Origin of the sequence: Mycobacterium hippophais (genome assembly GCF_027529605.1) — a bacterium.
GTDB lineage: Bacteria > Actinomycetota > Actinomycetes > Mycobacteriales > Mycobacteriaceae > Mycobacterium > Mycobacterium arseniciresistens.
On record NZ_JAPZPY010000005.1, the window covers coordinates 188,108 to 200,633 of the forward strand.

A 12,526-nucleotide genomic window follows, 5' to 3' on the forward strand; every position below is an offset into this window, starting at 1 on the left:
CCATCCATGGCAGTCAACGCACGTGAGATCAATCGGGCAACTGATTTTCGTCTTCGTCCGGCTTCCGCCGCTTCGCCGCGCGGCCGTGGCCCGATAGTCTGCAGATGTGCGCCTGAGCCGAGGTGAACGTGAGCAGGTACTCGCGGCGGTTGCCGACGAGCGCCGGTCCATCGCCGAACTTCTTCACGGCCTCGATGCCGAACAGCTGGCCACCCCCAGTCTGTGTGCCGGTTGGGATGTGAAAACGGTTGCTGCGCATCTCGTCAGCGATTTCAAGGACGGCTTCCGTGGGTTCTTGATCAGTGGCGTTCGCCACGGCAGCATCGACCGCGGGATCGACGCGCTGGCTCGTCGTCGAGCGCGTGCCTCGGCCGTCGACATCGCACAGACCCTCGAACGAGAGGCCGATCATCCGCTGAGCCCACCCGTGGCCGGGCCGATGTCGGGTCTGGCCGATGTCTTGGTGCACGGTGGTGACATGCGCATCCCCTTGGGCATCGAGCATCAACCAGATCCTCTGCTGGTGGCCCGCGCCATCGATTTCCTGACGGGACCAACGCAGATCGGCTTCTTTCCCCGGCGTCGCCTTCGCGGTATCGCCCTTCACGACGAGGACACCGGCCGAACCTGGGGTGAGGGCGCTGCGGTCCGAGGGCCCGGTGTCGCGGTGATGATGGCGATATGCGGACGCACCGTGGCATTCGACAACGTGACCGGAGCCGGCGTCTCCACTCTGCGGTCACGTCTCGCCTGACCGAAGGAGGCCGGAGGTAGCATCGGGGATGCCGATGAAGGATGCATGATGCGATACCGCGATCAGCCCACTGTGGAAGTGACGCAGGTGGTGTCCTGCGACCCCGGGACCGCATGGCAATACGTCACCGACATCGAACTGCCGTTGCACATGTCGGCTGAACTCAAGCACGTCGAGTGGCTCAACGGCGCCGATCACGTCGAAGTCGGAGCTCGCTTCCGCGGCCGCAGCCAGCACGACGCCCTCGGCGACTGGCAGACCACCTGTGAAGTCGCCGAAGTCGAGCCGGGCCGGCGCTGGACCTGGAACGTCCACGGCGCCGAGGGCGTCACTGCCACGTGGGGCTTCGAAGTCGAGCCTTCCAGCCGGGGCGCCATCGTGCGCCAGTGGGCGAGGATGGGTCCGGGTCCTTCGGGGCTGACCTTCGCCATCCTCGCCACGCCGGACAAAGAAGCCAGGATCGTCGCCCGCCGACTGGAGGAATGGCAGCAGAACATGAGTGCCAACCTCGCCTGGCTCGCCGAACAAGTCGGCTCTGCGACCGACAGCCCATGAAGATCGGCCTCGCCGTCGAGCCCCGCTTGCCGGGCGCCGCGGAATTCGCGGCCGAGGTCGAGCAGCTCGGCGTGGACTCCCTATGGGTGCCCGAAGTGTGGGGATACGACGCCCTCACCGGACTGGCCTACCTTGCCGCGCACACCGAACGCATCGGACTGGGCACCTTCGTCGTCCAGCTCGGTTCGCGCAGTCCCGCACTGCTGGCCACGTCGGCGCTGAGCCTGCAGGAACTGTCTGCGGGCCGATTCATGCTCGGTGTCGGAACCTCCGGGCCGCGGGTCATGGAGGGATGGCACGGCGTCCGGTTTCACAAGCCCGTCCAAACCACCCGCGAGACAATCGAAATCCTCCGGATCATCAGTCGCGGCGATCGCTTGGAACACCCCGGTGAGATCTACCCCCTGCCGCTGCCCAACAGCAGCGGCGCCGCTCTGCGGCCACTCGTGGCGCCTCGCCACGTCCCCGTCTACATCGCCGCCATGGGCCCGAGGAACCTTCGTTTGACCGGTGAGGTCGCTGACGGCTGGCTCGGCAACGCCTTCATCCCCGAAGCCGCCGATGTCTTCCTCGGGCCGCTGCGGGAGGGCGCGGACGCTGCGGGCCGCGCGCTCAGCGACATCGACCTCGTGGCACCGGTCGCCCTCGAATTCCACAGCGACACATCGGCAGCCGAAGCCGCCGCCCGCCGCCACGCCGACGGCTACGCATTCACCATCGGCGCCATGGGAGACCGCGGCCGCAACTTCTACAACGACGCTTTCAACCGCCTCGGCTACGAACGCGAGGTCGCCCGCGTCGTCGATCTCTGGCAGGCAGGGCGACACGACGAAGCCCGCGCCGCCGTCCCCATCGACCTCGGCCGCCTCACCAATCTGCTCGGAACGCCGGAGGCGATCGCCGAGCGCATCGCCGCATACCGCGAAGCGTCCATCACCACCCTGCTGGTCAAACTCGACGGCGACCACGAACATCAGTTGTCCACACTGACACGTCTGATGCCGATCGTGTGAGCCGAGCGGCTTAGCTGTACTAGGTATTTAACGCCAAGAGACATTAATTCGAAGCCCTGAGCTGGGCATTTTGCTGCTCGGCGCGCGAATCTGAAAATCAGAGGTTTCGCTGCCCGTCGGCGGGGAATCAATGGGTCTGCGAGCCGGGGGGACGAGCAGCACGCTCGGGGTCATACGGCTCCACCATCACAACAACTGGAGGAGTACGCACATGCGCAGGACGATCGTCATCGGCACCACCACTTTGACCCTTCTGTTCGGGGGGGCCGGCGTCGCCCAGGCAACTGAACTGAACTCACCGGCACCCGCAACCACCACCACGGTGGCGCAGCAGGCCGAGGAAGAGGACGGCGACAACACCGGTCTGTGGGGCCTGGCGGGACTGCTCGGCCTGATCGGGCTCGCGGGCCTCAAGCGCCGCAAGGACGCCGACTACCCGGCCACGCGGGGAACCGTGGCGGGCCCCGGGAATCCGCGCGCATAACAAGGGGTTGGTCGCCCCCGCCGGTGCAGCACCGGCGGGGGCGCCGTCTCGTTAGCGAAAGGCGTTGCGACACAAACTTGGTGAGAGCTTGCAACGCTGCGAAGACGACCTGGTGACCGACGCGGTGGGTCGGCACGGTTACCGTCGCTGATATGGAACCAGTCTCGGTGATCACGGGCGGCGCCGGCGGCATGGGCCTGGCCACGGCCAAGCTCCTCGGACGGCAGCACCGCATCGTCCTCTGCGACGTCCGCGACGACCGCCTCGATGCTGCGACCGCCGCGCTCGACGACCTCGGCATCACCGCGACCGCGGTGCACTGCGACGTCACCGATGCGGACGCGGTGGCGGCGCTGCTGAAGACCGCGACCGATTTAGGTCCGATCGCCTCGGTGGTGCACACGGCGGGCGTGAGCCCCAGCATGGGCGACGCCGACTACGTCATGACGACGAACGCGATCGGCACGGTCAACGTCAACGAGGCCTTCTTCGGCGTCGCCGGTGAGGGCGCCGCGATCGTCAACGTGGCGTCGATGGCCGCACACATGTTGCCCGACAGCCTGATTCCCAGCGGACACTTCCCGCTGGCGGTCGCCGACCGGGACGCGTTCCTGGCCGAGATGGCGACGGCGTGCAGCATCGCGCCCGAGGAGGCGCGGTCCGGACTGGCCTATGCGCTGAGCAAGAGCTTCGTCAAGTGGTACAGCGCCGCGCAGGCCGAACGGTTCAACGGCCGCGGGCTGCGCATCGTCTCGGTGTCGCCGGGTTCGGTCGACACCGAGATGGGCAGGCTCGAGGAGAAGGCCGGCGCCGGCGCAATGGTCACCGACGCCGCCGTCCCGCGCTGGGGCACCGCGGAGGAGATGGCGGAACTTCTGGCCTTCTGTGTGAGCGACAGGGCGGGCTACCTCACCGGCACCGACATCCTCAACGACGGCGGCGTGATCGCCTCGATGACCGAGCGGGCCAGGCGGAACGCCGCATTTGGCCAGGTGTCGACGTAGCTTTGTCACTGACTTTGCGCTCAGATCGCGAAATCTGCGATATCGGCGATCTGAAGACAAAGTCAACGCCGAACCAGGCGAGCCCGCCGCCGCCGGTAGCATTCGTCGCGGCGAGGGGGTGGGCATGGCAGACGCGGACCGACCGGGCGTCCTGAGGCAGATCCACGAGTACTTCATGGCGCTGACCACGGCCGGACGGCTCATCCTCCTGATATCCGTCATCGCGGTGGTGGGCCTGCTCGGCTTCTCGCTGGTTCAGTGCTCGAACACGATGGCATACGAAGACTGTGTCGACAGCCGGCGGGCCGAATACGGCATCGAAGGTGGTGGAGGCGTGATCGCGACCCTCATCGAAGAGGACTGCCGCAAGATCACCAGCTGATCGGCGGCGGGCACTGTTAACGCCCCCGGGTGGCAGGGCGATAGACAGTGTGGGGGGTAACGACAGGGTCAGTACCACCCGATGCGGTGGTGGACCGCGTTCCTGCACAACGCGTGCGTTGTCTTCACGACACGGCTTCGCGCGAAGGAAAGGAAGAAACATGCAGAAATTCAAGAAAATCGCAGTCACCTCGATCGCTGCGGGCGCCATGGGCGTCACCGCGCTGGGGCTCGGCGCAGGCATGGCTCAGGCCGAACACGACGACTACTGGGTGCCGGTCCCCGGTATCCCGCACGTGGATTTCAAGGCGCCTCCGGGACACATCGGCCAGGTGACGGGTATCCCGCCGGGCCAGTTCAAGAAGCTGCCCGGCCCCTTCAACGGGGTCCCGCCGGGTCACTGGGATGACGTTCGTCTCCCGCACTACCCGGGACATTGGGGCCGCTAGCAGGCCCGAAGATGGCCGCCTCGCTCACGAGCGAGGCGGCCATCGTCAGTTCGTCGAGGGTTCGCCCGCGTCAGGAGCGATCGTCAAGGTCACGGGCTTGCCGTCACGAAGCACCTCGAGCGGGGCGTCCTTGCCGACCTCGAGCTGGCGCACGGCGACGATGAACGAGTTCAGGTCGGTGATCTCGCGATCGCCGAGCTTGACGGCGATGTCGTTCTGCTTGACCCCGGCCCGCTCCGCAGCGCTGCCGGACTTCACCTTCTGGATCTGAGCGCCGCCCTCGGCCTCGTCGCCGACCGTCTTGGCTTCGACCCCGATGGTGGGGTGGGCGATGAAGCCGTCGCGCATCAGCGCCGAGGCGACGCGCGCGACCTCGTTGACCGGGATGGCGAAGCCGAGACCGCTGGAGCTGCCCGACGGCGATTTCGCGGCGGAGTTGATGCCGATCACCTCGCCGTCCATGTTGATCAGCGGTCCGCCGGAGTTGCCCTGGTTGATCGACGCGTCGGTCTGCACGGCGGCGATCACCGTGGACTCGTCGCCGGACTCGTCCCGCGGCACCGCCACGGCACGATCCAGCGCGCTGATGATGCCCTGGGTGTCGGTGCTGCGCAGACCGAGCGGCGCACCGGCGGCGATGACTTCCTGACCCACCCGCAGGGCGTCTGAATTGCCCAGCCGCGCGACGGTCAGATTGTCGACGTTGTCGACCTTCAGCACTGCCAGGTCGGTGTCGGGGTCGTGGCCGACGAGGTTCGCCGGCACCGTCTTGCCGTCGTTGAAGATCACCGTCAGCTTGGTTTCCTTGGGCTTGCGGGCGGCCTCGGCGACGACGTGGCTGTTGGTGATGATGTAGCCGCGGCCGTCGACGACCACTCCTGAGCCCTGGGATCCCCGCGAGTCGCCCATCGCCTCGATGGTCACCACGGAATCGGCGACCGCGGCGGCCACCCGCGCGAAGCGACCCTCGGGTGCCTCGTCGGGGTCGCTCTGGGACAGCTCGACCTTGGGGGTGGTGAACGCCTCGATGACCGACGTCGTCTTGCTGCCGATCCAGCCTCCGAGCAGTCCGGAAAGAATCGCCAGGACGGCGACGACGACCAGCGCGAACCGCGACACCTGTCCGCTGAACAACAGGTCCCGAACACCGAGCTTGGGCCCGCGGACCTCCGGCGGAGCCGGTGGGGGCGGCGGTGCGGCAGCGGGAGTGGCCTCGTCGTACGCAGGCTGGACCGCCACCGCCTCGGATGCATCGTCGGACCGGCCGTCATCGGCTTCGGCGCGTCCGAACGCGGCGGCCAGCACCGGCTCGGGCGACTGGTTCGTCGGGGTATCGGGGCCGTCGGGAGGCGTCCGGTCCGGACCTGCGAATGCGCCCTCGACCCCGTCGGGCCGCCCGAACACCCGTCGGGTGGCCGAATCGGGCTCAGAAGGCGAGCCGGAGCGCGCCGTCGGGCCGTTCGCGGCGGACTGGTCCTCATCGGTCACGCGTGCTTCACCTTCTTCCTGACGCGGCGCAGCCCAGCCTACCGACGTCGCGGTCCTGGCCCGGACATGCAGTTCGGCGGCGGGCCGACGGCGTCAATCTTGTTAAGGAATATTGCGGACTCTGCGCTGAGATTAGAATTGCTGACGTGAACGTCGATGGCCAGCAGCTCGCCGCCTTCGCCGCCGTGGTGGAACTCGGCAGCTTCGACGCGGCCGCCCGCCGCCTGCACGTCACGCCGTCCGCGGTCAGCCAACGCATCAAGGCCCTCGAACAACGCGTCGGCCAGGTGCTCGTCGTCCGGGAGAAGCCGTGCCGGCCCACCCCGTCGGCGGTGCCACTGCTGCGGCTGGCGGCCCAGACGGCGATGCTGGAGGCCGAAGCGCTCGGCGAGATGGGCGGTGGTTCACGCGCGCCACGGGTCGCGATCGCGGTGAACGCGGACTCGATGTCGACGTGGTTCGCCGCGGCGCTCGCCCGGATGCCCGACGTCCTGCTCGACATCACGATCGAGGATCAGGACCACTCCGCGAAGCTCTTGCGCGAGGGGGCGGCGATGGGTGCGGTGACCACCGAGCGCGCCGCGGTGCCGGGGTGCCGCAGCGTGCCACTGGGGGTGATGCGCTACGTCCCGGTCGCGTCGCCGGGCTACCACGAGCGGCACCTCGGCGCCGGATTCACCGCCGAAGCCGCCGCGGCGGCGCCGTCACTAGCGTGGAATCGTGACGATGCGCTGCAGGACTTGTTGCTGCGCAAGGTGTTCCGGCGGAACATCACCCGCCCCGTGCATTTCGTGCCGACGGCGGACGGCTTCGGCGCCGCGGTCCGCGCCGACCTCGGGTGGGGCATGTACCCGGAGCAACTGGCCGCGGCCGACCTGGCGGACGGGTCGTTCGTCCGGATCGCCGACGTGCACCTCGACGTGCCGTTGTTCTGGCAGTGCTGGAAGCTCGACAGCCCACTCGTGGCCGCGGTGACCGCCGCGGTCCGGTCAGCGGCCGAGAGCCTGCGTTAGCGGGCGCTCAACCAGGCGGACAGCTTGTCGTACACCCGGGGATGGTTCAGCAGGTCGAAGTGGTGCAGGCCGGTCAGGACCAGGCCGTCGTGCTCCTCGAACGGGATCCGTCGGGTCCGGCCACGCCCAGAGGCGCTCGACGGGCGCACCAGATGGTCGCCGAGCATCGCGCCGACGGCGGCGGGAGCGATGGACGTCGCCACGAAGTGATACCTCGCGTGCGGCAGGAACGGCACCTCGGCGCAGCGGTCGCGCAGGAACTCGTCGGGATCCGCGTCGCACCAGTCGGTGTCGGTGAGGGCGCCGAAACGCAGGTCCTTGATGCCGTCGCTGCGGAGATTGAGGAATTCGGCAACGGGCCGGGTCTCTCCGAGCTTCGCCAGCAGCCAGGACGCGACATGGACGCTCTTCTCCAGGTCCGCGCCCAGGTGCGGCGAGCCGAGGCAGACGACCTGCCGCACCGCCTGCGTCCACCCGTGATCCGCGCGGTCCCCGTAATGGCAGGCGCTGCGCACCACCAGTCCACCCATGGAGTGGCCGACCAGGCTGATGTCGCGCACCGGCACCGGCCACACCTCGACGAGGCGGGTGAGCAGTTCGTCGAGCTGCCGGCCGTTGGTCGAGATGTGCAGCCCGGTGTTGTACCGGATGTCGACCGGAGTGAAGCCGAGGTCGTCGCGGAGGCGTTCGCCGTAGGACCGCGGGTCGGCGTCCTCGACGGGACGGGGCGGACGCCGCCACGACGCCTCGGTCTGGCACAGCCCGTGCACGAAGACCACGATGCGGTCGGTCGGGTGAGCGAATGCCGCGGCGACGCCATCGGGTGTCAGCTCGACCCGCCGTCCGTCGGCGCGCACCGAGAGGGGCGCGGCGAACTGGTTGCCGCGCTCGGCGAGCTCGTCGCCGTAGATCCCGTTGAGCGCGGCGATCAACTCGGCCACCCCCGCGCGTTCGTCGAGGGGAGGGTCGTCGTCGAAGGCGATGCCGGCCGCGGTGAAAGAGCCGAGCGCCGGCGGAAGCCGATGCCCCGCCGCGTCGATGGTGTTGTAGACGGCGCCCGCGATGACGTCGTGGACCGCCTCGACGGGCCGGGCCACCGGGCCGATCGAGCCGAAGACCCGCCCCGCGATGCCGGTGTGTACGCCACGCACCACGCTGTTGAGGACCGTCAGCCCTTCGGTCACGACACCACCGAGTGCCTCCATGTCTGCAGTACGCATGTCCTGGTTGTACCCGCGCTCGCCGGCGAAGTGCAGGCGAAGCGGCGGGATGTGATGCGACGCCTCGATCAGGACCCCGTGCGCCTCACGGCACAATCGGACCGCAGTTGTGACCATCGGCATATCCGCTGCGTATTCGCGTCCGCCGACCATGGGTGTCCAACACACTGACAGAGGAGGGTGACGATGTCAGAGGTGGCAGAGGATGCGGCGGGGTCCGGTGAGGCCCTCGATCGCGGCGAAGTGACGGTGCTGAGGCCGGGCGACACCTGTTGGCGCACCGGGCACGCGGACCGGTTGGCCCGCATCGTCGACGGCGCCGACTACCTGCGCCACGTCAAGGCGGCCATGCTGGGTGCACAGCACCGGATCATGGTGATCGGCTGGGATCTCGACTACCGGACCTTCTTCGAGCGGGAGCAGACGCTGCCCGGCCCCAACAAGCTGGGCCCATTCCTGCACTGGCTCGTGTGGCGGCGGCCGGAGCTCGAGGTGTACCTGCTGCGGTCCAACCTGCGGCTGCTGCCGGCGTTCGACGCGTTCTGGTACGGCGTGACGCCGGTGTCCCTGCTCAACAGGGTCACGTCGCGGCGCATGCACTTCGCGGTCGACGGCGCCCACCCGACCGGGGCGGTCCACCACCAGAAGATCGTGGTGGTCGACGACGCCATCTCGTTCTGCGGTGGCATCGACCTGACGCTCGGGCGGTGGGACACCCGGGCCCACGCCCATGACGACCCGACGCGCTCCATGGCGGGCGACAGCTACGGGCCGCGCCACGAGGTCGCCGCCGCGGTGGACGGCGACGCCGCGGGAATCCTTGCCGAGCAGGCCCGGCAGCGCTGGCAGGCGGCGACCGGCACGACGCTCGAACCGGTGCCGTCGGACCGGTCGATCTGGCCGGCCCGGTTGCGGCCGATGCTGCGCGACGTCGAGGTGGCCGTCGCCCGCACCCAGCCGGCCCTGCCCGAGCGCGACGAGGTCCGCGAGGTCGAGGCGCTCAACCTCGCCGCGATCGCCGCCGCTCGCGACGTGATCTACCTGGAGAACCAGTACCTGGCCGCCCGCAGTCTCACCGAGGCGCTGGCCGCCCGCCTGTCCGAAGCCGATGGCCCCGAAGTGGTCATCATCCTGCCGCGCAGCGCGGAGAGCCGGCTCGAACAGGAGTCGATGGACAGCGCCAGGGAACGGATGCTCCGCGTGCTGTGGGCCGCCGACCAGCACGACCGCCTCGGTGTCTACTGGCCGATGGCCCCCGGCGGTGTGTCGACCTACGTGCACTCCAAGGTGATGGTGATCGACGACCGGCTGCTGCGCATCGGGTCGTCCAACCTCAACAACCGCTCGCTGGGCTTCGACAGCGAATGCGACGTGGCGATCGAAGCAATCCCCGGCGACCCGACCGCCGATCGCATGCGCCGCGAGATCCTCTACACCCGAGACGATCTCGTGGCCGAACACCTCGGCTACTCGGTCGAGGCGTTCCGCGCCGAGCTGAGCAGGTGCGGTTCGTTCCGCGCCGCGGTCGACGCGTCGCGCACCAGCGGTCGGTCACTGCGCAGCTTCAGCCGCCTCATGGTGTCCGCCGATGTCGGCCCGTTCGCGGAGAACGATCTGATGGATCCGGACCACGTGCCGCCGTCACTCGCCGAGAGTGCGCGCACGCTGGCCGGCCAGGTGGCGTTGTGGCCGTTGCGGAAGGTGCTCCGGCGCGATTGACGGCCGGCGGTCAGTGCTTCTCGCGCTTGCCGAAAGGCAGCACGTGCACGATCGCGACCACGACGGCGCCGACCACGAGGCCGATCACCGCCGAGGCGGCGGTGTTGACCAGCCAGGCGAGCACACCGCCGACACCCGCCACGGCGTGGTGTACGGCCTCCTCGGCGTGGTGGACCAGTCCGTAGGGCGCGTGCCAGCCGAGGGTGTCGGTGCCGAGGAGCAGGATGTGGCCACCCACCCACAGCATCGCGACCGTGCCGATCAGCGCCAGCGCGCCGAGCAGTTTCGGCATGAACGCGACCAGGCCGCGGCCGATGCGCTGGGCGAACTTCGACGAGCGCTGCGCCAGTGCCAGCCCGACGTCGTCCATCTTCACGATCCCGGCGACGACGCCGTACACCGCGGCGGTGATCACCACGGCGACGACGGCCAGGATGACCAGGCGCGGCCAGAACGACTGGTCGGCCACCTCGTTCAGCGCGATCACCATGATCTCGGCGGACAGGATGAAGTCGGTGCGGATCGCCCCCGTCACCATGAACTTCTCGGCGTCCTCACCGGCGGCCGCGACGGGGGCGGCGTGATCGTCGTGTCCCCGGATGCGCCCCCAGACCTTCTCGGCGCCCTCGAAGCACAGGTAGGTCGCACCGAGCATCAGGATCGGCGTCAGCAACTGCGGCAGGAACTGGCTGAGCAGCAGCGCCGCGGGCAGGATGAACAGCAGCTTGTTGCGCAGCGACCCGATCGCGATGCGCTTGATGATCGGCAGTTCCCGCTCGGCCGCCAGACCGTGCACGTACTGCGGTGTCACCGCGGTGTCGTCGACGACGACGCCTGCGGCCTTGACGGTGGCGCGACCGGCGGCCGCGCCGATGTCGTCGATCGACGCCGCCGCGAGGCGGGCGAGCACGGCCACGTCGTCGAGGAGGGCGAACAGACCGGCGCTCATCGGGTCTCCGTCATGGTGAGCAGGTTACCGGCCACGGTCGCATTCAACCGTCCCGATCACGCACCGACGAGGGACTCGATCCAGTCGCGCGCGAAGTACAGCAGGAAGCCGGCGGCGACCACCCAGAGCAGCGGGCTGACCTCGCGCGCCTTGCCGACGGCCGAGCGCAGCACCACCCAGGAGATGAAGCCGACACCGATGCCGTTGGCGATCGAGTAGCTGAACGGCATCGTCGCCACTGTCAGCACGACGGGCAGTGCCACCGAGAACTCCGACAGGTCGATGTGGCGCAGGTGCGAGACCATCATCGCGCCGACGACCACCAGCGCCGCCGCGGCGACCTCGGTCGGCACGATCGAGGCCAGCGGGGTGATGAACATGGCGGCGAGAAACAGCGCGCCGGTGACCAGGTTCGCCAGCCCGGTGCGTGCGCCTTCCTCGATACCGGCGCCGGACTCGATGAACACCGTGTTCGACGACGCCGACGTCGCACCGCCGACCGCCGCGCCGGCGCCCTCGACGATCAGCGCCGACCTCAACCGCGGGAACGTGCCGTCGGCGTCGGCGAGGCCCGCCGCCCGGGACAGGCCGGTGAACGTGCCCATCGCGTCGAAGAAGTTGGTGAAGACGAGGGTGAACACCAGCATCAGCGCGGCCAGCACGCCGATCCGGCCGAAGCTGTCCAGACTGAACGCGCCGACCAGTGACAGGTCGGGCAGGGCGAAGGGTGAGCCCGACAGCGTCGGCACCGACAGGCTCCAGCCGCCGGGTCGCTCGGTGGCCTTGCCGAGTTCCCAGATCGCCTCGACCGCGACGGCCACCAGCGTGCCGGCGACGAGCCCGATGAGGATGCCTCCGCGCACCCGCCGGGCCACCAGCACACCGGTCACCAGCAGCGTGAAGACGAAGATGACCGTGGGGACGGTGTTGATCGAGCCGACGCCGCCGAAGCCGAGGCCCACCGGAGGAGACGGCGACCCGGTGGAGCCGATGAAGCCCGCGTCGACCACACCGATGAACAGGATGAACAATCCGATGCCCGCGGTGATCGCCAGCTTGAGCTCCATCGGCACCGCGTCGAACACCAGCCTGCGCAGACCGGTCGCGGCGAGCACCACGATGATCAGGCCGTTGATGACGACCAGGCCCATCGCCTCGGGCCAGGTGAGTTCCCCGACGACGGTGGTCGCCAGGAACGAGTTGATGCCCAACCCGGCGGCGAAGGCGAACGGCATCCTGGCGATGACGCCGAACAGGATCGTCATCACGCCGGCGGCCAGCGACGTCGTCGCCGACACCTGGTCGAATTCCAAACTGCCGCCGGTGACGTCCTCCGAACTCGACAGGATGATCGGATTCAGCACGATGATGTAGGCCATCGCGATGAACGTGACGACACCGCCGCGTATCTCGGTGCCGACCGTCGACCCACGCGCCGAGATCTCGAAGAAGTGGTCGAGACGATTCATTGCTCGACCCTAAGGCGATCGGGCGCTG

Annotated in this window: 13 protein-coding genes; 9 read left to right on the forward strand and 4 right to left on the reverse strand. The window is 68.7% G+C overall.

The window, feature by feature from the left end; all coding sequences use genetic code 11:
- Positions 1-106 precede the first annotated feature (106 nt).
- The 7 genes from O6P37_RS14060 to O6P37_RS14090 all read left to right on the forward strand — a co-directional run bounded on the left by O6P37_RS14060 (position 107) and on the right by O6P37_RS14090 (position 4,640).
- Positions 107-754 carry a maleylpyruvate isomerase family mycothiol-dependent enzyme gene (locus O6P37_RS14060; protein ID WP_269894650.1) on the forward strand — a complete coding sequence of 216 codons (648 nt, stop codon included), beginning with the start codon at positions 107-109 and terminating at the stop codon, positions 752-754.
- 78 nt (positions 755-832) lie between these two features.
- Positions 833-1,309 (forward strand): SRPBCC family protein, encoded by a 477-nt coding sequence (locus O6P37_RS14065; protein WP_332909790.1) that lies wholly within the window; start codon positions 833-835, stop codon positions 1,307-1,309.
- Entirely contained in the window at positions 1,306-2,322 is a 1,017-nt protein-coding gene (locus O6P37_RS14070; protein WP_269894652.1) for an LLM class flavin-dependent oxidoreductase, read from the forward strand. The genes O6P37_RS14065 and O6P37_RS14070 overlap by 4 nt, the downstream gene beginning before the upstream one ends.
- Before the next feature lie 211 nt (positions 2,323-2,533).
- Positions 2,534-2,806 carry a WGxxGxxG family protein gene (locus O6P37_RS14075; protein WP_269894653.1) on the forward strand — a complete coding sequence of 91 codons (273 nt, stop codon included), beginning with the start codon at positions 2,534-2,536 and terminating at the stop codon, positions 2,804-2,806.
- Between the two features lie 152 nt (positions 2,807-2,958).
- The gene (locus O6P37_RS14080) at positions 2,959-3,810 is read left to right on the forward strand and encodes an SDR family oxidoreductase (protein ID WP_269894654.1); all 852 of its coding nucleotides are present in this window, start codon (positions 2,959-2,961) and stop codon (positions 3,808-3,810) included.
- Between the two features lie 124 nt (positions 3,811-3,934).
- On the forward strand, positions 3,935-4,192 hold the full coding sequence (locus O6P37_RS14085; RefSeq protein WP_269894655.1) for a hypothetical protein: 258 nt from the start codon (positions 3,935-3,937) through the stop codon (positions 4,190-4,192).
- 160 nt (positions 4,193-4,352) lie between these two features.
- On the forward strand, positions 4,353-4,640 hold the full coding sequence (locus tag O6P37_RS14090) for a hypothetical protein (protein ID WP_269894656.1): 288 nt from the start codon (positions 4,353-4,355) through the stop codon (positions 4,638-4,640).
- A 45-nt stretch (positions 4,641-4,685) separates the two neighbouring features.
- Here the strand turns inward: O6P37_RS14090 and O6P37_RS14095 are convergent, their stop codons facing one another.
- Positions 4,686-6,128, reverse strand: coding sequence for a S1C family serine protease (locus O6P37_RS14095; protein ID WP_269894657.1), 1,443 nt, complete (start codon positions 6,126-6,128; stop codon positions 4,686-4,688).
- A gap of 146 nt (positions 6,129-6,274) precedes the next feature.
- Here O6P37_RS14095 and O6P37_RS14100 point away from each other — a divergent pair, with 146 nt between their 5' ends.
- Positions 6,275-7,141 carry a LysR family transcriptional regulator ArgP gene (locus O6P37_RS14100; RefSeq protein ID WP_408633171.1) on the forward strand — a complete coding sequence of 289 codons (867 nt, stop codon included), beginning with the start codon at positions 6,275-6,277 and terminating at the stop codon, positions 7,139-7,141.
- Here O6P37_RS14100 and O6P37_RS14105 read toward each other — a convergent pair.
- Positions 7,138-8,478, reverse strand: coding sequence for an esterase/lipase family protein (locus O6P37_RS14105; protein ID WP_269894658.1), 1,341 nt, complete (start codon positions 8,476-8,478; stop codon positions 7,138-7,140). The two genes, O6P37_RS14100 and O6P37_RS14105, sit on opposite strands and share 4 nt — an antisense overlap.
- Before the next feature lie 69 nt (positions 8,479-8,547).
- On the opposite strand from O6P37_RS14105, the gene O6P37_RS14110 reads away from it, so the two are divergent.
- The gene (locus O6P37_RS14110; protein WP_269894659.1) at positions 8,548-10,080 is read left to right on the forward strand and encodes a phospholipase D-like domain-containing protein; all 1,533 of its coding nucleotides are present in this window, start codon (positions 8,548-8,550) and stop codon (positions 10,078-10,080) included.
- Between the two features lie 10 nt (positions 10,081-10,090).
- Here O6P37_RS14110 and O6P37_RS14115 read toward each other — a convergent pair whose 3' ends face one another.
- Complete coding sequence (locus O6P37_RS14115; protein WP_269894660.1) at positions 10,091-11,029, reverse strand: DUF808 domain-containing protein; 939 nt, start codon at positions 11,027-11,029, stop codon at positions 10,091-10,093.
- A gap of 56 nt (positions 11,030-11,085) precedes the next feature.
- On the reverse strand, positions 11,086-12,498 hold the full coding sequence (locus O6P37_RS14120) for an NCS2 family permease (protein WP_269894661.1): 1,413 nt from the start codon (positions 12,496-12,498) through the stop codon (positions 11,086-11,088).
- Positions 12,499-12,526: the final 28 nt, after the last annotated feature.

Bases quoted from the DNA above. Each gene is read 5' to 3' on its own strand.
- O6P37_RS14070 (WP_269894652.1), top strand. From the start codon at position 1,306: ATGAAGATCGGCCTCGCCGTCGAGCCCCGCTTGCCGGGCGCCGCGGAA.
- O6P37_RS14075 (WP_269894653.1), top strand. From the start codon at position 2,534: ATGCGCAGGACGATCGTCATCGGCACCACCACTTTGACCCTTCTGTTC.
- O6P37_RS14080 (WP_269894654.1), top strand. From the start codon at position 2,959: ATGGAACCAGTCTCGGTGATCACGGGCGGCGCCGGCGGCATGGGCCTG.
- O6P37_RS14085 (WP_269894655.1), top strand. From the start codon at position 3,935: ATGGCAGACGCGGACCGACCGGGCGTCCTGAGGCAGATCCACGAGTAC.
- O6P37_RS14090 (WP_269894656.1), top strand. From the start codon at position 4,353: ATGCAGAAATTCAAGAAAATCGCAGTCACCTCGATCGCTGCGGGCGCC.
- O6P37_RS14105 (WP_269894658.1), bottom strand. From the start codon at position 8,478: ATGGTCACAACTGCGGTCCGATTGTGCCGTGAGGCGCACGGGGTCCTG.
- O6P37_RS14110 (WP_269894659.1), top strand. From the start codon at position 8,548: ATGTCAGAGGTGGCAGAGGATGCGGCGGGGTCCGGTGAGGCCCTCGAT.
- O6P37_RS14115 (WP_269894660.1), bottom strand. From the start codon at position 11,029: ATGAGCGCCGGTCTGTTCGCCCTCCTCGACGACGTGGCCGTGCTCGCC.
- O6P37_RS14120 (WP_269894661.1), bottom strand. From the start codon at position 12,498: ATGAATCGTCTCGACCACTTCTTCGAGATCTCGGCGCGTGGGTCGACG.